Source organism: Priestia sp. 3CA3 (assembly GCF_056836725.1).
The window spans coordinates 108677-130186 of sequence record NZ_JBXENJ010000005.1; the positions used below are offsets into that span (position 1 = coordinate 108677).

Below are 21510 nucleotides of genomic sequence, written 5' to 3' on the forward strand. Positions count from 1 at the left end.
ATTTTTCGTTTTTTACGATAAAAGATCCGGATGGACATGTGGTCATGATTTGTACAGGATAAGTCGTTAGCTCCAGAAGTTTAAGGTATAGTATACTAATAAGAAAACCCTAATGATATGAAGTAAGGAGAAATACTGCTTATGAAAGACAATCAACAGATTACAGCTCTTATTGCTGCACAAGTGGAGAAGTTAGCACATCAATTTGGCTATGACTTTTTATCTGAAAAACAAGGGAATCAAACGCTTTGTCAAATTCTTCAGCGAGATGAAGACGGATCTATTTTGGCGACGCCGCTTAGTTTTCATTTACATATGAATGAAGACAAAGGAACGGGAGATATTATTTACTACCATGAACAAGGAGAATTTAAGCGCCAGCAGGTGAATGTATATGAAGAAAATAGCCTTGTGAACGTGTTGTTGTTTATCCAAGAGCGGTTGAAAGTTAATCGATAAAAGACATATGCAAGAAAAAAAGCAGGGAGCTCCCTGCTTTTTTCTATGAATTGATATAGCGTAGTCCTACGCGATTATTAAAAATTTGGTTGTGATTTTTGAAGATAAAAGCACCTGCTGCGTGATCAATCACCAGCTCATTGTCGTACACTTCTTCCATGTCATCATCAACAATAAATTCTAGGTCTTCAACCGTTACAACTTTTTCATAGGGTTGAAGGCTACGCTTTGAAATGATCTTCATTTCATAAATTGTATTAACAATATCGCAGCTTCCCCGATCAAAAGAAAGCTGAATCATTTGGTTTTGTTCCACGTTCTGCAACGCTTCTTTTGCAGAAGGAGTGACGCGTATATTCATAATGATATCCTCCTTTTTCTATCCTCAAATTAAATTGTGTGAAATGTATTTAGGAATACTTTAGTTGATTTTTATGTCAAGGGCAAGAAAAAAGCTTTCTTACTATTAGTATTTCCCTTTCAAAACGGAATAAAACGCTGATGTTTTTATCATGTTTTCATAAAGACGTACATAGATATCACCTGTATGTGATGAAAGGAAAGAGGAAAAAACTGCGCTTTGTAATTCTTAGGTGTAAATGCTTAATTATAGGAATATATTGTAAAAATACAAGAAGATAAGTCATTTACCTATTTTGATAGTTATTGAGATAGTTTTGAATAATTGGTTTTATTTTCAATATATTGGGTACTTAAGTAGAGTACTTTGCACACGGTATTGCACCGAAAGACATCGGTTTATCGGACTAATTATTGTCTTATTTTGTCGAAGTAGTAGAATTTATGGAAACCATTCCTTATCATGTACAAAGTGACTAACAAAATACATAGGAGGTTCTGGTGTAGATGAGTGAGAAAGATCAAAACAGAACAACAGACGAAACAGCGGCTTCGCTAGAAACAGCGCCCGCTCCCAAAAAAGCACCGGCTAAATGGATTATCATTTTGGCAGCTTTAATTGTGATTATTGGAGGAGCAATTACATTTGCTACGGTATTTAAAAAATCTCCTAAGCAATTATACTTAATTTCTGAAGTAAATACGTATCAAAAAGCAGCTGATGAATTAGAAACAAAGTACAGTGAAACGATGGCTTATCAGGAAAAAGCGATGAAGCAGCCTTCTACTACAAATGCTACTATCAAAGGCGGCTTTAACATGGATTCACTTTCCTATGATCCAAGCTTTAAAATGATTCAAGATCTTATCAGTAAAGCTGAAATTAAAATTAAAGCGGAACAAGATCCGAAAAAAAGTGAAGGATACGGTTCACTGGCTCTTAATATCGGCGGTTCAAAAGCGCTTGACCTAGAAGGGTTTCAAACGAAAGAAAGAATAGGCTTTAAAGCCCCGATTCTAGCAAATGAATATTTCTATTTAAACTTAGACGAATATGGACAGGTAGCGCGTAAGTTCGATCCTTCGTATTCAGGTCCTGAAACGCTTGATATTAACACAAGCAACGTGAGTTTAGAAGACTTAAAGTTAACGGAAAAAGAAAAGACCTACATTGCAAAAGAGTATGGAACGTTCATTTATGAGGAGCTAGACAGCGATTATTTTACCAAAGAAAAAAATGTGGATTATAAAACAAATGGCAAAACGCTTCAGTTAACAAGCGTGACGCTTAACATGTCTGATAAAGAAACAAAACAATTTATGGATAAGCTTATTGCGAAGGTAGCAAAAGATGACAAGCTTCATACCATCTATGCAAATCACGTATCTAAGCTGTTTAAATCTTCGGCAGCAACGAATCCAGAATTAAAAGATATGGCAGATCCAAAAGAATTGAAAAAATCAGTAAAAGAAAGTCTTCAAGACTTCCAGAAAGAAGCAAAAGATACGACTTACCCTAGCGGTGTTAAATCAACTGTGTACGTTCAAGATGATGTTGTGGTAGCTCGAGATATGAACATGGGCGTAAAAAATGCTTCTAACGATAAAGGCAAACTTAACGTAGTAACTAAAAATATTCCGTATGAAGATAACAAAACGGCTAAGCAGTTTAAAGCAGTTTTAGCGGATAGCACTACCGATGATGCGTTTACGTTTGATATGAAAAATAACGTAACAACGGAAAGTGAAAAACGAAAAGAAAACATGTCTATTCATTTGTTAACAAAAGATTCGAAAGATGAAGACACGAATATGACGTTTAAAATGGATTCGGTAATCAATGGTAAAACCGATGCGAAACAAACGGCTGACCGTACTTTCTCTTTAGACTTAGGTGATCAAGAAGATCTAGTAGTAAACGGGGAAGTAAAGCAGAATCAAGCAATAAGTGCTTCAAAAGGAAAAGCAGATTATTCGTTTGATATTCGTACAAAAATAGGACCAAAAGCAGATCCGGCAAACGTTACGTTAAAAATTGACTCTGCTTCTCAATTAAAAAAATCAGCAGCTATTCCAGAGCTTGATGCGTCTAATGCAACAAATGTAAAAGATGTAACGCCTGAAGATATGCTGTCGATTCAAGAAAATTTCGCTAAAAATGTTCAAGGTCTCATGATGAATATGGGAACCGCTGGTTACTAAAAGGTGCAAAGCAGATGAAGATATATTTCTCTTTGACTCTTTTTACATGTAAAGCTCTATTGAAAAATATAAAATCTCTCATACTGCTAATAATGATCCCTGCTCTGTTTTTACTTGGAGCAGGGATCATTATTAGTCAGACCATGCAAGGTGAGGAGAGAGTAAATCGGTTCCCCGTGGCAATTGTGGATAAAGATGATACTGCACAAACGAAGTACGTCATCGAACAGCTGACTGAAGGTAAGCTTCGCAAGATCATGAAGCCGCTTTACACGAATGAAGAGAAAGCTAAACAGCTGCTGCAGCAAAATAAAGTGGCAGCCATTGTGACGCTGCCAAAAGGTTTTAGTCACGATATTGCTCATGGGAAAAATCAGCCTTTACACGTCATTGGGAATAGCAATAAGCCGCTTCAGTCACAGCTGTTTCGCTATGTGATGGAAAGTGCAGCCGACTACACATCAGCTGCTCAAAGCGGTATTAATACGGTTGATGCCTTTTTAGAAAAAGAAAATGTTTCCGATGAAAATAGACACGCAGAGTTTAAGAAGAGCTTGGTGACGTTTGGGCTTCACGTGTTAGATCGAGGAAGTTTATTTGATGAACAAATAGAAACGAGTTTCTTTCAGCAGGATATGAAGCAATATTATGTCCTGTCTTTTGCTGCTTTGCTGCTTATGATTTGGAGCTACGGCGGATGGCTGCTTGCTAGTGAAACGCAGACTTCTCCCGTGCTGGCTCGAATGAAAACAAGAGGTGTATCATTTGTTCACATTTATTTAGCGCAGCTGACGGCTCTGTATATTCTTTTGCTACCCGTCTCTGTCTTTTTGTTTGGCAGCCTCATTAAAGGACTAAAACTGCCTGTAACCGGTACGTACGGAGAGCTTTTTTTAGGGGTAAGCGGAAGCTTGTTTGCTTTTTTATGTTTGTTTTTACTGCTTCGGGTTCTTTTTTTATCACAAAAAGCTTATCAAATAACCGGTTTGCTGTTTATTTTGCTGAGTGCGATTTTAAGTGGACATGTTGTGCCGGTCGTCTATTTACCGGACTGGGCGAGTGGTTTTCAGAAATGGTCACTCAACACCAGAGTCTTGGAGCTGTTATTTTATGAATTTGATGGATATAACACAAACGAAGCTTTTCTTTACCTTAAGCCTATTCTCATTACGGCAGCGGGAAGTTTTGTTCTTGCTGTTTTCTACGTGATGACGCTGCAAAGGCGGTGGAGAAAATGATCAGTGAAAAAATAAAGCAGCTGCTGAAGCGCCCTATGCTTGTTATCATGATTTTCTTTTTACCTTTAATAGGAACGATTATTAGTAGCTCGTTTTTAGCAAAAGTACAAAGTGATTCAAAAATACCCGTTGCTCTTGTCGATCAAGATCACAGCCAAATGTCTAAACAAGTGATCAATCGACTACAGAAAACAACAGAAATTCAGTTTCTTTCTATGAATGAAGAACAAGCGAGAAAGCAGCTGGCCAAAAATAAAATTGACAGCATTTTTATGTTTCCTAACGGATTTCAACAAGAAGTAGAAGCGGGGAATTATCAAGGAGTCATTGATTTGCTCACGCTGCCTTCTTCCGTTGCCACAGAAGCGGTTCGAGAAGTCGTGGCGAGTGAAGTGACAAGGTTAACGACAAATATTAAAGCGGCAAATGAAGTGCGTTTTTTATATAAAGTCTATAACATTCATGCAGGACCGGATTTATGGAAAGAAGCGTATCGTTATACCGATAACCAGTGGAAGCCAAAGCCGCTGATGACAATTGATTACGAGGCGCAAGGAACGAAGCATACGAAGCAAGGGAGCGCTCAAGTGACCAGATACGTGCCGCTATGGGGATTCTTTACGCTTTTACTTTGCTGCCTCACATCAGATTGGATGATTAAAGAGCGGAAGCACCTTTTCAAACGAATGAAAACGATGCAAAAAGGACTTTACGGTTATATTCGAAGCGTCAGCGCCGCTTATGCTGTGCTATACGTGCTTCAAGCTCTCATCAGCTTTACTCTATTTAAATGGCTTTATGGAGTAGAGTCTTACGGTGTGCTGCTGTATATGTGTATCTATGTGATTGTGTGCGTTGCTTTTAGCACGTGGCTTGCAAGTGAAAGTAAGCGAGTTGGATCTTATTATATGATCAGCGTTGTTATGGTCACAGGACTCAGTATAATAGGAGGGAGCTTTTTCCCGGTAGGAGAGCTTTCTGCAACGATTGAAAGAATAAGTCAGTGGCTTCCGCAGCATCTGCTTCTGTATCAGCATGCACTGCCGCTTACGTTCATTTGGAAAGAGATAGCTGTTTCCATTGGATGCATATGTTTGTGCACGTTTAAAATAGTGTGGAATGTGAGGAGCATTAAATGATTGAAATTAACAATGTTAGCAAAACATACGGAAAAAAACAATCGTTAGCAAATGTTACGCTGACCGTAGAAAGTGGAGAAGTCATTGGTCTTTTAGGACCAAACGGCGCTGGTAAGTCAACGCTTCTGTCTATTTTGTCTACCATTACGGCTCCTTCAAGCGGGAATGTCACGATTGGAGGCTTATCGCTTAAGAAAAATCAAAAAGCGATACGAGAAGTCATTGGCTACGTTCCACAAGACATAGCGCTGTGGGAAGAGCTTAGCGTAAAAGAAAACATGAAAATGTGGAGCAAAATGACTTCACGCTCTCTGTCGAATGAACAGCTTCAGTCTCTTTGCTCAGCTGTACAGCTCGAAGGAAGATGGAAGGAAAAAGTGAAAAATTTATCAGGAGGCATGAAGCGAAAGCTGAATATAGCCGTTTCACTTATTCATGAACCGTCCGTTTTGTTAATGGACGAGCCGACAGTCGGAATTGATTTGCAGTCCAAGCTTGAGATCATTCGTTATATTAAACAGCTGGCGGCAAAAGGAAAGACGATTATCTATATCACCCATGATTTGAATGAAATTTTAGGCGTGTGTGATCGGTTTGCCGTCTTAAAGGAAGGAAAGCTGGAGTTTGTCGGCACAATGGACCAAGCGAAGGAAAAGACTGGGGAAGACGCAGAAGAGAACGTTGTGTATAAGCTGCTGCATGATTAAGAGTAAGCAATCATAAAAAAAGAGCCGCTTCGTGAAGAAGTGGCTCTTTCTATTATGCTTGTGTAACTTCTTGTTCTGGTGAATGGCTTTCAGGCTGCACGCGTTCTTCCTCAGGAAGGGCATGTACTTCCACTTCTTTCATTTGGTGACCGTCCATTTCTTTTGCAATAAACTCGTATCCAAAAAGTTTGAACGATTCGCCTTCTTGAATATCGATATTTTGCATCAGCATCCAGCCGCCGATTGTATCGATATCATCGTTTTCAATTTCGATATGAAGCACTTCGTTGACTTCTTCAAGCAGTACTTTTGAGTTAAAGACAAAGTGCTGATCGCTGATTTTTTGAACAAGCGGCTTTTCATCTGTATCAAACTCATCTCGAATTTCTCCAACGATTTCTTCTAAAATATCTTCAACGGTAACGATACCAGCCGTACCGCCGTACTCGTCAATCAACACGGCCATATGCGTACGTTTCTTCTGCATCGAGCGCAGTAGGTCTTGAATCGCTACGGTTTCAATTACTTGAATAATAGGATTCATATAAAGCTTCACGCTTTGCTTTTTTAACGCATCGTTAATTACGACATCGTTTAGAATCTCTTTCACGTTGACTAAGCCGATAATGTTATCTTTGTCTCCGTCAACGGTAACAGGGTAACGGGTGTAGCGGTCTTCTACAGCAAGCTTTAAGAAATCTTCAATGCTGTCGTCTTCAGAAACAGCTGAAATTTCTGTTCTTGGTACCATGATTTCGCGAGCAACACGGTTATCGAATTCGAAAATGTTGTTCACGTACTTATATTCAGACTGGTTAATTTCCCCGCCTTTAAAACTTTCTGATAAAATAATGCGCAGCTCTTCTTCACTGTGCGCAAGTTCATGCTCTGAAGCTGGCTTTAATCCGAACATGCCAGTTAACAAACGGGCAGAACCATTTAGTAACCAAATGAAAGGGAACATGATTTTATAGAATAAAATTAACGGACGAGCAAACAATAACGTAACTGTTTCAGCTTTTTGAATCGCAAATGTTTTTGGCGCTAATTCACCAACGACTACGTGAACAAAGGTTACAAGCGCAAATGCGATAATGAATGAAAGAATATGTGTTAAAGATGCAGCAACACCAAGTTCTTCAAACAGAGGTTCCAAAATCTTCGCAACAGTCGGTTCTCCTAACCAACCGAGTCCTAAAGCAGTAATCGTAATACCAAGCTGACACGCAGATAAATACTCATCTAAGTGTGTCGTTACGGTTTTAACCGCATTCGCTCCTTTTTTGCCTTCAGCAACAAGTTGATCTACCCGTGAACTACGAAGCTTCACAATTGCAAACTCTGAAGCAACGAAAAAAGCAGTGAGTACAATTAAAATCGCAAAAATAATTAAGTTAATGGTTATCAATGAATATACTTACTTTATAGTGCTATAAAGTAAGTAAACACCTCCTGTAAATAATAAATTTACGACAGCAGCAGCAGTAAAGAGTGCAAAAGAGTGACGCTTTCTGGTGAAAGCCGATTCATCATTACTTTTCGATCTTCTTCGTTAAGCTTTTCCATAAGCGGTGCAACTTCTTTTAAACTGTCGTTTAGTACGTAAAATTTGGATGCTAATTCGTCTTTGGAGTGGCTATTCTCGGATTGCTCTACAGAAAAGAGAGAAGAAATCTCTTCAAGAGAACGGCCTTCGCTTTTTAATTTTTCAATTAAGTAAAGACGTTTCAGCGCTTCTTCGTTATAAAAGCGATAGTTAGAAGCAGAGCGTTCTGCTTTTAACAACCCAATGTTAGTATAATAGTCAACCGTGCGCTTCGTTACATGTGCCATCTCTGCAAGTTCGCCAATTTTGTATGTCGCAACCCCATCAGAATACCACCTCCTTTAACTATGTCAACCATCACGTGATGGTTTTTATCTACGCAACTATTTATCTTTTATCCTATCGTAATTAAGTATACGCGCGTAAGATCAAAAAGTTTCATTTTTTTATTAGCATTCAGTATATCTCAAAATAAGGTAGTTTGACAAAGATTTTATAAAAAAAACTCGCTTATATTAAGCGAGTTTTTTAGTAGGATGACGTACGATAATGTGCATGCGTTCATACACATATTGAATACGTTCAGTATATTCTATGAACTCAGAGCTCATTGGAGATAGCTGATCAGCAATACGGTGCATAATAGCAGCTTCTTCTTTTAACGAATCTAAATTTTGAGTTCTGTCAATTCTAGATTTAAATGTTAACGAAATCATGTTATTCACCTCGTTGTTATATTACTTGTTATGAGACACTATGTCCGTGACTTTTATCACTCTAGTCAAAGGTGATAACGTAATTATTTGATGTTTGCCGGCATTTTGTGTAGGATGATTAGAAAAGGGTTTTTATGGGAGAATGAAATGAATTTAAAACGAATGCACCACGTAGCCATTATAGGAAGTAATTATGAACGTTCAAAAGCTTTTTATGTAAATGTGTTAGGATGCAAGATTATAGAAGAAACATATAGAAAAGAAAGAGATTCATATAAGCTAGATTTAGAAGTAGCTCCTGGCTATCAAATTGAGTTGTTCTCGTTTCCAAATCCGCCACAGCGTCCTTCAAGACCTGAAGCGTGCGGCTTACGCCATTTAGCTTTTGCGGTTGAAAGCGTAGAGGATTCCAAGCGTGAACTAGAGCAGCAAGGGATTGATGTGGAACCTATTAGGGTAGATGAACTAACGGGAAAAAAATTCACATTTTTTGCTGATCCGGACGGGTTACCGCTAGAGCTTTATGAAGAGAAAGAGGGGGAATAAGGAGTATGTGCAATTATTTATTCGTATACGGAACGCTTCTTGAAGGAGAAGGTAATCACGGGTTGCTGCATCATGCGCGCTCAATTGCCAAGCAGGCAAAAACGAAAGGAAAATTATATGATACTAAGCAAGGCTATCCGATGCTTGATATCGACAGTGAACACATTGTATACGGAGAAGTATATGAAGTGACCGATCAGCTTATGTGGAAGGCGCTTGATGAATTAGAAGGGTACATTCATGAAGGTCATAAAGACAATGAATATGATAAAGTTGTGCAAACGGTTGAAACGGACCAAGGTGAATTTGAAGCCGTTGTATATGTAGCAAGAGACCGTTCTCTGCTGCAAGAATTTATTCCAGGCGGAAACTGGCGCGTATGGAAAGAAGATTTATTAGAAGGCATGCTGTATTTTGCTTACGGTTCATGTATGGATAACGATCGTTTTATTAAGCACGGCGTTGATCAGCATTTCCAAGACTGTCTTGGCAGAGCTGTTTTTAAAGGCTATACGCTTCGATATAACCACGTTATTCATGACGGAGGACGTGCAGACATGGTTGAAGAAGGCGGAGTTGTTGAAGGCAAACTGTACCGCGTGCCGCCCGAAGCAATTACGTATTTGTATGGCAGAGAAGGGGTAGATAATAACGGCTATCGTCCTGCTATTATTTCTGTCGAGCATGAAGGTAAGATGGTGGATCATGTTCTTACTTTTTTTGTGTTAAATAAAGAAAAAGAAGTCGCACCTCCGGATCACTATTCGACTGAAATTATTCGAGGAGCAACAGGTGTACTCAGCGAAGAATACGTTCAGAAGCTAATAGAGCAAGTACATGCGCTAAAAAATAGCGATGTTGTAAATAATTAATATAAAAAGACGCAGAGACAAAAGTAGTTTAGCTGAAGAAAGCTCCGAACGAGTAATCGTTCGGAGCTTTTCATTGTTATGGTGAACGCAGTCCAGATCATTGATCCCATTTGTTCGTCTCAAGGTTGGATTGATTTTGTTATGTTCTCTGTTGCATTAGCTAAAGGAAACAGAGAATTCTGTTTGAAATACACCGTCTTTTGATAAACGGTTGATGCCTAATTTTTCTTTGAAATTTCCGTTGTGGTCATGCGTATCTGCAATTCCAAACCAAGGTTCGATGCAAAGAAAAGGAGCGATTGTATGATTTTCTGCATCATACTTTGACCAAATACCGACATAAGGGAAATCATTAAACTGAACGTTAATTTGATTTTCATTAACCGGTGATTTAATTGTAATTCCGTCAATATGGCTAAAAATTAACGCGTCATTTGCAAATAAATCTGCGCTTAGCGGCAGCTTGTGCAAATTTTCTGCAGCCCCTTTTTCATGAATAAGAGCGTCTTTTAATGCAAATTCCTTCGGCGTAGTTTCAGAAGGCTCTATTTCTAAAAAGTAATCAGAAATCTGCTCGTTTTCACGTAGCGGAATACGAAAAGCAGGGTGGGCTCCAATTGAAAAATACATATCCTCTTTATCTTCATTTACTACTTTCCACTGAAACGTTAATCGATTGTTTTCCAGACGGTAGCTAATTTCAACTGAACATTCAAATGGATACACGTCTTTAAACCGGCCGTTTGTGGCAAATTTCAGCCGTGCTGTTTCGTTTGTTTGCTCAATCACGCTGAAAGTAGAATCACGTAAAAAGCCGTGCTGAGGCAAAGAGTATTCGCGCTGATCAACGGTATACTGATCATTTTTTAATCGGCCTACGATTGGAAACAATACGGGCGATACTCGTCCCCAATAAGCGGGGTCTCCGCTCCACATGAACTGCAGGTCTTTTTCTTTATGAAATACTTCTACAACTTCCGCTCCTTTTTCTTCAATGCTGACTTTCATTTTGCTATTTTCTAGTACAATCATTACAACATCTCCCAAATCATTGTTGTACGCTAGAGCTGTCTCAAACGTACTGGCTTTGCTTATATTATACCCTTCTTGGCAAAAAAGGTATTAATTTCCCTATTTTTGTTCAAATTAATATAGAAAAAGGAGGGTTCAAATATGAATCATGCAACATTATTGCTCATTAAATTTGCAGCGGCACTTATTGCGTTTGGTATAGGCCTTGATTTGTTTTTTGATGCAACCATCGGAGACATTATTTCTTTTAGCTTGTTAACGACAGTTGTGACATATCTAGTAGTGGATCGAATTGTACTGCCTCGAGTGGGAAATCGTGATGCCATTATTGTTGAATTTGTTCTAACGTATATGAGCGTATGGATTTTTGGCACATTGTTATTAGACAGTTACGTTCAAATTGCTTGGGGAAGTATTATTTCTGCAGCTATTATTACATTTGCTGAAGTTTTTGTTCACCGCTACTTATTCAACCATATTGAAACAAAGCATACAGCGAGAACGCGCCCGGCTTTTAAGCGAAAACTAGCGTATGACACAGAATTTGCAGAAGAACAGCATGTAGAAAATAAGGAAAATCCAAAATAAAAAGAAAGCTCAATTTTGAGCTTTCTTTTTATATGTTAATGCATAAAAGTCATTTCTTTTAAAGGCCAATATTTCATGTTGACTTCTCCCATGATTGAAGAAATGGGAGTGAGGCCAAAATGTCTTCCGTCCCGGCTTATGCGTCTGTTGTCACCTAGCACTAACACGTATCCATCCGGTATCGTGCCGTCTGGAGACAATTCGTAAGTGGAAAAGTTTTCAGTAAATCGCTCGTAAGCGGGCACTTTGGATAAATATTTATGAAGATGCGGCTCTTTTTTGACTTTGTTATTTATATACAGAACATCATCTTTGTATTCGACCGTTTCTCCTGGTAAGCCCACAATCCGCTTTACTAGAAAATCACTGCTATAGGGAGCTTGTAACACGACAATATCAAAGCGCTCCAGCTTGCTGTGTTTGTTAATAATAATTCGATTGCCTTCGTGCAAAATAGGCTTCATAGAATCGCCTTTTACAGTGTAGGGCTGAAACCAATAGTGCTGAACGACAACAGAAAGCAAAACGGTGCCGAGGATGACGCTTGTGTATGTAAGAATTTCGCGCTTTATTTTTTTATTGATCATAATGGATGAACACCTTCTTAACGGTAAGACTATCAATTTAGGTTTTTCATAGAGATATAACAGTGTTGATTGTACCATTCAGAACTAAAGTTTTCCATATCTATCTGTTTATGCGTGTATCCCGAAAATATGCTTGGCGGAACAAAAAATGAAAAAAGCCGTTATTCTAGAGAATAACGGCTTTTCTTTATTATAACTGAGCGCGCTCAGTTCGAGTAGCTGGTTGATTTGGTTCTTTTTCCACAACAGGCTCAACAGGCTTATGCTGCTTGATTTCTTCTTCCAGTTCAGCAATTCGCTTGTTTTTCTGTTTCACTTGTCCTCTTAGTTGAACAATTTTCACAAAGCTCAATGAAGCAGCAACAACTCCTCCAAACACAGCCGTTGTTAAGATGATTAAAATAAGAGGCCATTTTTGTGAACCAAATACATAGTTAAATTGTACAGGATCGTTGTTAATTACAGCTAAAACAGCAATGATAAGAGCAAATATAAGTCCTAAAATAAAAAAGCTCTGTCCTTTCATAAGCTGCACTTCCTTTCTTTACATGGTCATTACAACTTTTATAGCGTAACCACTCATCTTAAGTGTTTGCTATCTTGCTTATAGGTATACGTATCCACATTTAAACAAAATCAAACATTTTCTTGATTATATATATCTTTCTTTTAAAACACAATATATCGATTGGTGTAGAAGCTTTGACATGTCCAAAGACCTGATAGAGGGGGATTTTTGAGGGAAGGGAGTAGGTATAAGGCTTCATTGGCATAAAAAAAGCACGCGTTCGCCGCGTGCTTTTTTTATGTATAAACTTAAAATGCGTTTAGGGTGTTATCGCTTAACCACTGTTTGCGTTCAGCTGCATCTTCGAATAACTCATCTGCATTTGTAAATTGAGAAGCAATGACATATTCAATTGTTGCAAGAGGAGCTGTTAGCAAACGCCAGTTTAATACGATTGTATTATCTTGAGTCGTAGTGTATTCTTCACCTAACTCGTCCCACTTAACAGATTCAGGAGCATTGTCAGCTGCTTTTTTAACAGATTTCAAAGCTTCTTGGAATTTTTCACCTGCGCGGCCTTGGTACCATTCTGTTAATAGTTGTCCAATACCTTCATTTGTTTGCTGCTCGTTCCAGCTTTCAGGTACTGTAGCAATGAATTTTGCACGGAATGTCATTTCAGCTTTTGCTACATCTCCACGAACGATGTTTAAGCGGTATTGACGCCCTAGGTAAGGGAATTTGTCTCCTTCTTCAAAAGAACCAGTTTTAGCTGCAGAAGCTGCTGCTTTAGGAGCCTCTTTTTTAGCTGTTTCTTTTTTTACTGCTTCTTTCTTTGGAGCAGCTGGCTTTTCCTCAGCTGGTTGTGAACCGTTTAGTTGTTTTAAAATCCATGTTGCTTTGCGTGCGATGATTGAACGCACATTGTTTTCATTAAGACCTCTTGGGATAATAACTTTTACCCCTTCTTTGTCACAAATTTGCACCGTGATATCGGTTCTATTTGGAACGACTTCAATTTTGTAGTCAATTGTTTGATTGCCTGTTTGATACGTATACATAAAATTTTTCGTACTCCTTTCTACAAATCTTCATTTTATAAGCAAAGGTAGAGTTTGGTCAAATGAAAGAATAATCAGACAGTTATCAACTGCTGTTGCAGCGCCTTGCAGGAAGATATGTATTCCAATATTTAGTGGAAAAGCGCCAATAATAATTGTTTCAATTCTTCTTTAGTTTTTACAAAAAAATATAAAAATATGCCGATACTACTAATATAGATTAGACATTCTATGTCTTTAGATTGTATAGGGGATGAAAAAATGAAAAAAGCTTTTCAAAGTTTACGCATGAAAATGCTATGTATGATTGCAGCCATGATGGCCATAACATCTACTGTAATTGAAGTAACCAATTATTATCTTATTGTGAAACAAGAGCAAGCAGCTTCGATTACGCTAGTGATTACATTTCTGTTTGTTTCTTTTACAACTACCGTGTTCTATTTTATCATACGTCGCTACATAATTGCGGTTGAAAATTTGTCAAAAACAATGAAAGGGATTTCAAACGGCGATTTATCTGTAGATGTTGTTCCTTTGAAAGGGAAAAATGAGATTAGTACACTCATATCTTCATTTAATGAAATGATGACTCACATGAGAATGCTGCGTCAGAAAATAAGTAAAACAAAGAGCACGGTCAGTCATTCCTCAGAGCAATTGCTTGTAAGCATGGAGGAAACAAAAACAGCTGTGACAGAAGTTACGATGTCTATTCAAGAAATTGCTGCGGGTTCTGATAAGCAGTTGCTAAGTGTGGTTGAAACCGAGCAGGCTATGGTGGATATGGCCAAGCTGCTTCAGAAAATGACTGATCATTCTTCAAAGGTACAACAATCGATGAACAGAGCCTCTGAACATGCTTCTACCGGAAATGTTGCGGTGAAAGATGTGACGAATCAAATGAATAAAATCTATGAAACCGTTAAGATATCGACCAGTGAAGTAAAGGGACTCGAAGATCGTTCCGCAGAGATTGGCCGCATTATTAATACGATTACAAGAATTGCTGAACAAACAAATCTTCTTGCACTTAATGCTGCTATTGAAGCTGCAAGGGCTGGAGAACATGGAAAAGGTTTTGCTGTAGTGGCAGGGGAAGTACGTAAGCTAGCGGAAGAATCTAAAACGTCCGCTATACAAATTAGTCATTTGTTAAAAGAAATTGAAGTACAGGCAAAGCGGGCTTATCGAAACATGGAAGTGAATACGGAAGAAGTCACGCTTGGTATTGCCACTGTCGAAGATGTAACTGAACAGTTTTCCACAATTATGGAAGATGTCTTTGCTGCTCAAGAACAAATGAACAAAATGACAAAAGCAACAGGAGAGATTGATGGGTATTCGTTCAAAGTAATGGAGTCCGTCATGACCCTTTCGGAGGTTGCTAAACAAGCAGCTGCTTACGCTGAAGAAGTAGCTTCGGCTTCACAAGAAGAGTTAGCATCTATAGAAGAACTTGTGATGTTGGCAGCTAATTTAAAAGCTACGGTAAGTGAGTCCTGAAGTCTATCTTGATATGTACGTAATACGCGCAGTTTTCTGCGTGTATTCGTTTTATTTATATCTTTTATAGAAAACGATAAATAGAATTGACACGTTATCAAAGCAGTTGTATAGTGAGTACGCAAGGCGGCAGTCTGTCTTTTTTAATTCTTAGTAAACTTATAAGTTAAATAAAATATTTAAGTACTATATAAGGAGACAAAGAGATGAAAAATGAATTCCGTTTGGCAACAAATGACGACGCGGATAACTTATTGAACTTAACTCTACAAGCATATAAGCCTATTCGAGAGCTAGGCATTCCTTTCTTAGCAGCTACTGCTGATCTTGCCCTCGTTAAGAAAAATATTTCTCAAAACCTTTGCTATGTATATGAAGAAGATAAAAGAATCGCTGCCACTGTATCTATACGAATGCCTTGGGGAGAACATCCAGGTCCGTTTGCTGTTCCGCACTTTTGGTGGTTTGCAGTGGACCCGTCGTTTGCCAGGAAAAGCGTTGGATCTAAGCTGCTGCATCTAGTAGAGGAAGAGGTAATAAAGAATACGTTTAAATCGCCAGGTGTGTCTTTAGGAACAGCAAAAGAACATCCTTGGTTAGTTGAGATGTATGAACGAAAAGGATATGTTCAAGCTAAAGAAAAGTACCTTGCACAAGGCTATACGACCGTATTTCTTTATAAAAAATTCAATGAGGTACACTCTTTGTCTTAAAAGATAGAGAAGTGGTCTAAATTAAGAAATGTGAAAGAGTGATAAATATGACAGATCAATTACTACTAAATACGCTAATAGACATACGCCGTGAGCTGCACCGGTTTCCAGAGCTTTCAATGAAAGAATATGAAACAACTAAACGTATTAAAAAGTGGTTAAAGCACTACGATATTTCTATAGCGGATGCATTCCATTTAGACGTGGGAGCAGTAGCGGAAATTGTGGGAGGAAAGCCGGGACCTACTATCGCTATTCGAGCTGATATTGATGCGCTGCCAATTGAAGAAAAAACCAATCTGCCATTTGCTTCTGAAGTGAACGGTGTTATGCACGCATGCGGACATGATTTTCATACGGCTTCTATAATCGGAGCAGCCATTCTTCTCAAAGAGCGTCAGCAGGAGCTTTGCGGTACGGTTCGATTTATCTTTCAACCGGCCGAAGAAACGGCTTCTGGGGCAAAAATGCTCGTTGAAACAGGTGTGCTCGAAGGAGTAGAAGCGATATTTGGAATGCATAACAAACCGAATCTTCCTGTAGGAACCATTGGTGTCAAATCGGGACCTTTAATGGCAAGCGTTGATCGTTTTGAAATTGACGTCAAAGGAGTAGGCGGTCACGCAGGTATTCCAGAAAAAACAGTAGATCCGATTGCTGTTGCTGGTCAAATTGTTACTAGTTTACAAACCATTGTCAGCCGTAATCTCAGCCCATTTCAAAATGTTGTTGTCAGCATAACTCAAATCCACGGAGGGAGCTCGTGGAACGTCATTCCTGACAAAGTAACGCTTGAAGGAACGGTGCGTACCTTTCAAGAAGAAGCGAGAGAAAAAATACCGGCTCTTATGAAACGAACTGCTGAAGGGATTGGAGCAGCTTTCGGCGCTTCAGTAGACGTTAAATGGTATCCGTATCTTCCTGTAGTAAACAATGATGATACGCTGGAAAAATTGGTTATTAACGCTGCAGAGAATCTTAGTTATCAAGTCGTAGAAGCTGAACAATCGCCTGGAGGAGAAGATTTTGCCGTATATCAGCAGCGTGTACCAGGATTTTTTGTATGGATGGGTACGGCTGGAGAATATGAATGGCACCATCCTTCTTTTTCATTAAATGAAGAGGCATTACTTGTAGCAGCTTCTTATTTTGCTAATCTAAGCTTTGACTTTTTGAATTCATTCCATTACCAAAAAAATTAAAATATTTTTATTTTTCTATTTACGCGGATGGAATTGTTTGATAAAATAAATTTTAAATTAAAAAAGTTATCACGAGTGGACGAGAGATCTGGCTCTTTGACTCCACAGCAACCTACGAATGTAAGGTGCTCCTACCAGCAAAGCATGTGCTTTGGGTGATAAAACGGGTGAAAAACTCATTTTGCATCAAAGCAAAATGAGTTTTTTTTATTTTTCTAAAAGGAGAGGGTTTTATGAGTCATATAGCAGTTGCAGCACATACAGGAGAGAAAGCATTAAAGGAAGCCGTAAAATTATTAGGAAAGCATTATCAAGTAGCTTATCGTGAATTAGAAACATTTTATGAAATTGTGGTCGAAAACCATGTTCGTACATATGCTGTAGGCATAGATATTAAAGATGTACAAAAAGCAAATGAACTAGAAATTTATTCATCATGCTGTTCCAAGCTTGAGCGAGTAGGCTGTCTTTTATAGAAGTCTGCTCGCGCCTCTATTTTTAAAGTGTTTTTAAATAGAAAGCATTTTTTTTGACAATTGAAGAATCTGGTGGGTATATTCATTACTCACTAGGCTTTAAAATTAATCATAAATTGTCGAAATTTTTACACAAATTAAAGGTTACATTCGAAATGAATTGTGGTATGTTATAAAACAAGAATATTTTATGAAAGGAGCATTGAAATGGAAATGTCTCTTGAACATGGAAACGATGCAGGAAGCGAACAGCTTATTGATCGTATCCTAGACTTTTTAGAAGATGACGAAAAGTAAAAAAAAGAGTGTGCGGTGCTAGCCCTAGCCGCGCACTCTTTTTTTATCATGTGCGTCAAGGAAGCGCATACTATGATACATAGGGATAGAATGAAAGGGTCTCTGTCAAAGGGATTGACGAATCGTTTTGTTTGATGGAAAATTTAGAAAAAGGAAAGAGATGAAGGGTATGTCGAACAAAACATCTTTGTATCAAACAAAAGAACAGTTAAAGAAGCTTGTAAGCGAATTGGTTTCTATACCTAGCGTGACAGGAACGATGGCAGAAGTGGAAATGGCTGAATCGATAGCGTCGTATTTATTGAAGCTGCCTTACTTTCAAAAAAACGAGCAAGTTGAGCTTCATTCAACAGGAGACGGGCGATCGATTGTCACAGCTTTTGTTGAAGGGAAAAATACGAATAAAACAGTTGTATTAGTCAGTCATTACGACGTAGTGGATGTACAAGATTATGGACAGTGGAAAAAGGATGCTTTTCACGCTGATACGTTAACGAGTACTTTTTATAATGATATGGAACAAGTTCCGGCGCACGTACAAAAAGATATGATAAAAGGAGACTGGCTTTTTGGCCGAGGAACGATGGACATGAAAGCAGGTATTGCTCTGCATATCAGTATGATTGAACGAGCATGCAACGGAGAGTTTGACGGAAACATCCTGCTTCTGTCGGTACCGGATGAAGAAGTAAATTCGCTCGGAATGAGAAAAGCAGTGCCTGTTCTTTTAGAACTTGCGTGCAAACATCAGCTGGATTTTTCTCTCATGCTAAATGCAGAACCAGTGTTCAGCCGCTATCCTGGTGATCAAACGAACTATGTGTACTCAGGATCGATTGGCAAGATCATGCCAAGCTTTTTGTGTTATGGAAAAGAAACTCATGTAGGGGAACCGCTAGCTGGTTTAAATGCTAATTTACTAGCTTCTTATTTAACAAAAGAAATAGAACTAAACGTTGATTTTTGCGAAAAAGTAAGAAATGAAACGAGTCCACCTCCTACGGTGCTGATACAAAAAGATTTAAAAGAAGAGTATTCCGTTCAAGTTCCGCACTCTGCCGTTGTATTATTTAATTTATTTATGTTAAACCGCTCTCTTAAAGAAGTAACAGATTTGCTGTTGAAATCGGCTGACAAAGCGGCTTTGAATGTAAAAAAACATTATAATAAAGCCGCTAGGCAGTACGCTGCGGGAATGGAGGGTTCATCTCTTGACGTGAACGTATGGACGTATGAAGAACTTTATACTCATGCAGTCAAACAGCACGGTGAAAAATATGTGCAAGAAATGGAAGCGGCACTTTTGGCACAAGAAGATGATGACAGAAATAAAACCATTAAATTAGTAAACTCTTTAGCTGGTTTATGTAAAGAAGCAGCTCCGATGATAGTCTTATTTTTTACGCCGCCTTTTTACCCGGCCGTTTGTTCACATGATGATCTCTTTGTACAAAAGATTTTGTCAAACGTACAGGCAACTGCCAAAGAGCAATTCCAAGTGGAGCTAGTTGAACAAAGTTATTTTGGTGGAATTTCGGATTTAAGCTATGCCAGCCTGCAGCATCCGCTTCATACATTTAACACGTTAGTAGCCAATATGCCTCTATGGAATAAAGGATATCATATCCCGCTAGAAGAGCTAGAGGAGCTGAAGATGCCGGTGCTGAACATTGGACCGCTGGGAAGAGATGCGCATCAATGGACCGAAAGATTAGATGTTCAGTATTCCTTTGAAATTTTGCCTCATTTCATTTATCAAGCTATAAAAGAAGCGCAGAAATAAACATCCGCCTGCGGATGTTTATTTGTTGAATTTAAACGAAGCTCCTTGTACGGTAATTTGTTGCGGTGTTAGAGCGTGATCCAATTCAACCAAAAATGGACGCTCTCCAACTTTTTTTAATGTATCATGGACAACACCTTGGGTTCCGCTGCAAAAAATAAGGTTTCCTCCATTGACATATAGTTTTTGACAACGTGCATCAAGTAAAGAGTCTTTGTAGCTTTCGCCAGACTGAACGTCCAGCAGTTTCGTCCACTTGCTGATGGATTCTTCGAGGTTATGTACAGCACAGTAAATATTTTTTAGATGCAGCTGACCAGCTTGGTGAGAAGAAAGAGCCGCTAGCTTTGGCTTGCGTTTTTCTTCTGATTCACCCCATTCAATAAAAAAAGGAAGAGGCAGGGAATCGTGATCAGCTTCAACAAAACACATTTTCCATTGAAGTCTTTCTCCATCATTGGTTTGACGAGAACCCGCTACAGGACCTTTTACAGTGACGTTCTTGCTTTCCAGCTCTTTTATCAGCAAATTCATATCATCTGTACGGAGTGCAAATCGACCAAAATGACCAACCGGTGTATGTTCGTTAACAAGCTGCTGAATAAGGTTATTATCTGTAACGTTTTGAGCTAACGCGATGTCTCTAAGCCCAAGCCATTCAATATAGCTAAGATTAAAGTAAGCCAACGTGTTAAAAGTGCCCCATTTTTCATGAATGCCGCCTTTAATAACATTGATTCCGTATTCGTTTAGTTCTTTCTGAGCTTTAATAGGATCAGGTGAAAAATGAACAAGGTGATCAAAAGATAGGCGCATGGATAGTCCTCCTTTTAAGAGAGATTCTTTCCCACTATTATACTTTGTTTTCTTTTTTAAGAAGAGTAAAACGAATGATTATGTAAAATAAAAATCTTGAAAAAAGCAAGCCGCGTATGTTTTAGACTCGGCTTGCTTTAGAGTTAGTTAGCGACGGCAGCCATGCCCTTTAAAGCAGCAGCCAAATGATTTATTAAACCATGGGTATGAGCAGCAAGGTGAACCGCAGCGACAGCGGCGACGGCTAGAACGGCGAGTAGAACGACGAGTAGAACGGCGAGTAGAACGACGAGTAGAACGGCGAGTAGTGCGACGAGTAGAACGGCGAGTAGTGCGACGAGTAGAACGGCGAGTAGAACGGCGACGAGAGCGTCTGTGAAGAGCAGTTGGCTCTTGGTACATAAATGTTTCAAGCTCAGTAGAAGCAATCGCTTCTGTTGCTTCTCTAATTCTTTCAGCAGTGATATGCATATAAACACCTCCTGGCTAATTCGGTACATAATACAATATGTACAAGGAAGGCGTTTGGATATAGTGAAAACATGGAATTTGTCTAAATTTGTGAAAGAAATGGAGTGGTTTTCATGCTTCAAATCCTCGAACATCAAAGAGTGGATATCGCTCTTCAAATAGTAGCTGTGCAAGTAGAAGCTTATCAAGAAGAAGCAAGGCTCATTAGCTTTTCAGATATTCCTCAGCTTACAGAAAGCAAAGAAGATATTATGAAAAGCAAGGAAGTGTTTATCGGAGAAATGATTGAAGGTAAGCTAGCAGGAGTGCTGTCGTTTGAAAAAGAAAATGAGCGATTAACGATTTGCCGCCTCGTTGTGCGTCCTCGTTACTTTCGAAAAGGAATTGGAAGCCGTCTTTTAACATATGTACTTCAAAGATATTCAGAATGTGAGTGTATGGTTTCCACAGCCGAAAAAAATACACCTGCGATTAAGCTATACGAAGCTCATCGGTTTTCAATTATAAAACACACTGCAGCTGCGGATAATCTTGTGTTAGTAACGATGAAAAGAGATTGAGCCATAGCTAAATTAATCCAAAGACTAACAAATTGGCTACATGAGCTAGTAGGAATCGGCTGTTGCTTTCCCTACAAGGCTTCGCTTTCCGCAGGAGTCTTCGCCTTGCCCTCCAATCACCAGCT

24 protein-coding genes and 1 riboswitch are annotated in these 21510 nt (G+C 38.8%); of the genes, 14 read left to right on the forward strand and 10 right to left on the reverse strand.

What is annotated here, in order from left to right; genetic code table 11:
- Nucleotides 1-141: 141 nt before the first annotated feature.
- Nucleotides 142-459: a hypothetical protein gene (locus AC1VNJ_RS14705; protein WP_328249293.1), complete on the forward strand. Its 318-nt coding sequence runs from the start codon at nucleotides 142-144 to the stop codon at nucleotides 457-459.
- 43 nt (nucleotides 460-502) lie between these two features.
- On the opposite strand, the gene AC1VNJ_RS14710 is transcribed toward AC1VNJ_RS14705, so the two are convergent.
- The gene (locus AC1VNJ_RS14710) at nucleotides 503-820 is read right to left on the reverse strand and encodes an iron-sulfur cluster biosynthesis family protein (RefSeq protein WP_028414219.1); all 318 of its coding nucleotides are present in this window, start codon (nucleotides 818-820) and stop codon (nucleotides 503-505) included.
- A gap of 506 nt (nucleotides 821-1326) precedes the next feature.
- Here AC1VNJ_RS14710 and AC1VNJ_RS14715 point away from each other — a divergent pair.
- Genes AC1VNJ_RS14715 through AC1VNJ_RS14730 form a run of 4 tightly spaced genes read left to right on the forward strand, consistent with a single transcriptional unit; the run spans nucleotide 1327 to nucleotide 6105 of the window.
- Nucleotides 1327-3021: a hypothetical protein gene (locus AC1VNJ_RS14715; protein ID WP_430248010.1), complete on the forward strand. Its 1695-nt coding sequence runs from the start codon at nucleotides 1327-1329 to the stop codon at nucleotides 3019-3021.
- A gap of 14 nt (nucleotides 3022-3035) precedes the next feature.
- On the forward strand, nucleotides 3036-4259 hold the full coding sequence (locus AC1VNJ_RS14720; RefSeq protein WP_482640997.1) for an ABC transporter permease: 1224 nt from the start codon (nucleotides 3036-3038) through the stop codon (nucleotides 4257-4259).
- Entirely contained in the window at nucleotides 4256-5398 is a 1143-nt protein-coding gene (locus AC1VNJ_RS14725; RefSeq protein WP_482640998.1) for an ABC transporter permease, read from the forward strand. The genes AC1VNJ_RS14720 and AC1VNJ_RS14725 overlap by 4 nt, the downstream gene beginning before the upstream one ends.
- Nucleotides 5395-6105 carry an ABC transporter ATP-binding protein gene (locus AC1VNJ_RS14730; protein WP_033578337.1) on the forward strand — a complete coding sequence of 237 codons (711 nt, stop codon included), beginning with the start codon at nucleotides 5395-5397 and terminating at the stop codon, nucleotides 6103-6105. The genes AC1VNJ_RS14725 and AC1VNJ_RS14730 overlap by 4 nt, the downstream gene beginning before the upstream one ends.
- A gap of 52 nt (nucleotides 6106-6157) precedes the next feature.
- Here the strand turns inward: AC1VNJ_RS14730 and AC1VNJ_RS14735 are convergent, their stop codons facing one another.
- The 3 genes from AC1VNJ_RS14735 to AC1VNJ_RS14745 all read right to left on the reverse strand — a co-directional run bounded on the left by AC1VNJ_RS14735 (nucleotide 6158) and on the right by AC1VNJ_RS14745 (nucleotide 8367).
- Nucleotides 6158-7513, reverse strand: coding sequence for a hemolysin family protein (locus tag AC1VNJ_RS14735; protein ID WP_482640999.1), 1356 nt, complete (start codon nucleotides 7511-7513; stop codon nucleotides 6158-6160).
- A gap of 59 nt (nucleotides 7514-7572) precedes the next feature.
- On the reverse strand, nucleotides 7573-7938 hold the full coding sequence (locus AC1VNJ_RS14740; RefSeq protein WP_033578339.1) for a MerR family transcriptional regulator: 366 nt from the start codon (nucleotides 7936-7938) through the stop codon (nucleotides 7573-7575).
- A gap of 228 nt (nucleotides 7939-8166) precedes the next feature.
- Nucleotides 8167-8367 (reverse strand): hypothetical protein, encoded by a 201-nt coding sequence (locus AC1VNJ_RS14745; protein WP_028414212.1) that lies wholly within the window; start codon nucleotides 8365-8367, stop codon nucleotides 8167-8169.
- 147 nt (nucleotides 8368-8514) lie between these two features.
- Between AC1VNJ_RS14745 and gloA2 the strand changes: the two genes are divergently transcribed.
- Nucleotides 8515-8913 (forward strand): SMU1112c/YaeR family gloxylase I-like metalloprotein, encoded by a 399-nt coding sequence (gloA2, locus tag AC1VNJ_RS14750; protein ID WP_014461134.1) that lies wholly within the window; start codon nucleotides 8515-8517, stop codon nucleotides 8911-8913.
- Between the two features lie 5 nt (nucleotides 8914-8918).
- Entirely contained in the window at nucleotides 8919-9785 is an 867-nt protein-coding gene (locus AC1VNJ_RS14755) for a gamma-glutamylcyclotransferase family protein (RefSeq protein ID WP_140450289.1), read from the forward strand.
- Nucleotides 9786-9941: 156 nt separating this feature from the next.
- Here AC1VNJ_RS14755 and AC1VNJ_RS14760 read toward each other — a convergent pair whose 3' ends face one another.
- Nucleotides 9942-10817, reverse strand: coding sequence for an aldose 1-epimerase family protein (locus AC1VNJ_RS14760; RefSeq protein WP_482641000.1), 876 nt, complete (start codon nucleotides 10815-10817; stop codon nucleotides 9942-9944).
- A gap of 141 nt (nucleotides 10818-10958) precedes the next feature.
- On the opposite strand from AC1VNJ_RS14760, the gene AC1VNJ_RS14765 reads away from it, so the two are divergent.
- Entirely contained in the window at nucleotides 10959-11405 is a 447-nt protein-coding gene (locus tag AC1VNJ_RS14765; RefSeq protein WP_016763336.1) for a YndM family protein, read from the forward strand.
- A gap of 35 nt (nucleotides 11406-11440) precedes the next feature.
- On the opposite strand, the gene lepB is transcribed toward AC1VNJ_RS14765, so the two are convergent.
- From lepB to AC1VNJ_RS14780, 3 genes are all read right to left on the reverse strand, one after another.
- Nucleotides 11441-11992, reverse strand: coding sequence for a signal peptidase I (gene lepB, locus AC1VNJ_RS14770; RefSeq protein ID WP_048020272.1), 552 nt, complete (start codon nucleotides 11990-11992; stop codon nucleotides 11441-11443).
- Nucleotides 11993-12182: 190 nt separating this feature from the next.
- A complete protein-coding gene (locus AC1VNJ_RS14775) occupies nucleotides 12183-12518 on the reverse strand; it encodes a LapA family protein (RefSeq protein WP_416789334.1) in 336 nt (111 codons plus the stop codon).
- A gap of 290 nt (nucleotides 12519-12808) precedes the next feature.
- Nucleotides 12809-13561, reverse strand: a complete 753-nt coding sequence (locus AC1VNJ_RS14780; RefSeq protein ID WP_482641001.1) for a M48 family metallopeptidase — start codon at nucleotides 13559-13561, stop codon at nucleotides 12809-12811.
- A 261-nt stretch (nucleotides 13562-13822) separates the two neighbouring features.
- Between AC1VNJ_RS14780 and AC1VNJ_RS14785 the strand changes: the two genes are divergently transcribed.
- From AC1VNJ_RS14785 to AC1VNJ_RS14805, 5 genes are all read left to right on the forward strand, one after another.
- Nucleotides 13823-15067 carry a methyl-accepting chemotaxis protein gene (locus AC1VNJ_RS14785; protein ID WP_482641002.1) on the forward strand — a complete coding sequence of 415 codons (1245 nt, stop codon included), beginning with the start codon at nucleotides 13823-13825 and terminating at the stop codon, nucleotides 15065-15067.
- A 206-nt stretch (nucleotides 15068-15273) separates the two neighbouring features.
- Nucleotides 15274-15780 carry a GNAT family N-acetyltransferase gene (locus AC1VNJ_RS14790; RefSeq protein ID WP_482641003.1) on the forward strand — a complete coding sequence of 169 codons (507 nt, stop codon included), beginning with the start codon at nucleotides 15274-15276 and terminating at the stop codon, nucleotides 15778-15780.
- 47 nt (nucleotides 15781-15827) lie between these two features.
- Nucleotides 15828-16982 carry an amidohydrolase gene (locus AC1VNJ_RS14795; RefSeq protein ID WP_482641004.1) on the forward strand — a complete coding sequence of 385 codons (1155 nt, stop codon included), beginning with the start codon at nucleotides 15828-15830 and terminating at the stop codon, nucleotides 16980-16982.
- A 63-nt stretch (nucleotides 16983-17045) separates the two neighbouring features.
- Nucleotides 17046-17147: riboswitch (SAM riboswitch) on the forward strand.
- 68 nt (nucleotides 17148-17215) lie between these two features.
- The gene (locus tag AC1VNJ_RS14800) at nucleotides 17216-17458 is read left to right on the forward strand and encodes a hypothetical protein (RefSeq protein ID WP_482641005.1); all 243 of its coding nucleotides are present in this window, start codon (nucleotides 17216-17218) and stop codon (nucleotides 17456-17458) included.
- Nucleotides 17459-17924: 466 nt separating this feature from the next.
- Entirely contained in the window at nucleotides 17925-19538 is a 1614-nt protein-coding gene (locus tag AC1VNJ_RS14805) for a M20/M25/M40 family metallo-hydrolase (protein WP_482641006.1), read from the forward strand.
- A gap of 18 nt (nucleotides 19539-19556) precedes the next feature.
- Here AC1VNJ_RS14805 and AC1VNJ_RS14810 read toward each other — a convergent pair whose 3' ends face one another.
- Nucleotides 19557-20354 (reverse strand): VOC family protein, encoded by a 798-nt coding sequence (locus AC1VNJ_RS14810; RefSeq protein ID WP_482641007.1) that lies wholly within the window; start codon nucleotides 20352-20354, stop codon nucleotides 19557-19559.
- Nucleotides 20355-20501: 147 nt separating this feature from the next.
- Nucleotides 20502-20825 (reverse strand): CotG/ExsB N-terminal domain-containing protein, encoded by a 324-nt coding sequence (locus AC1VNJ_RS14815; protein WP_482641008.1) that lies wholly within the window; start codon nucleotides 20823-20825, stop codon nucleotides 20502-20504.
- 113 nt (nucleotides 20826-20938) lie between these two features.
- Here AC1VNJ_RS14815 and AC1VNJ_RS14820 point away from each other — a divergent pair, with 113 nt between their 5' ends.
- Complete coding sequence (locus AC1VNJ_RS14820; RefSeq protein ID WP_482641009.1) at nucleotides 20939-21385, forward strand: GNAT family N-acetyltransferase; 447 nt, start codon at nucleotides 20939-20941, stop codon at nucleotides 21383-21385.
- The last annotated feature ends 125 nt before the right edge of the window (nucleotides 21386-21510 follow it).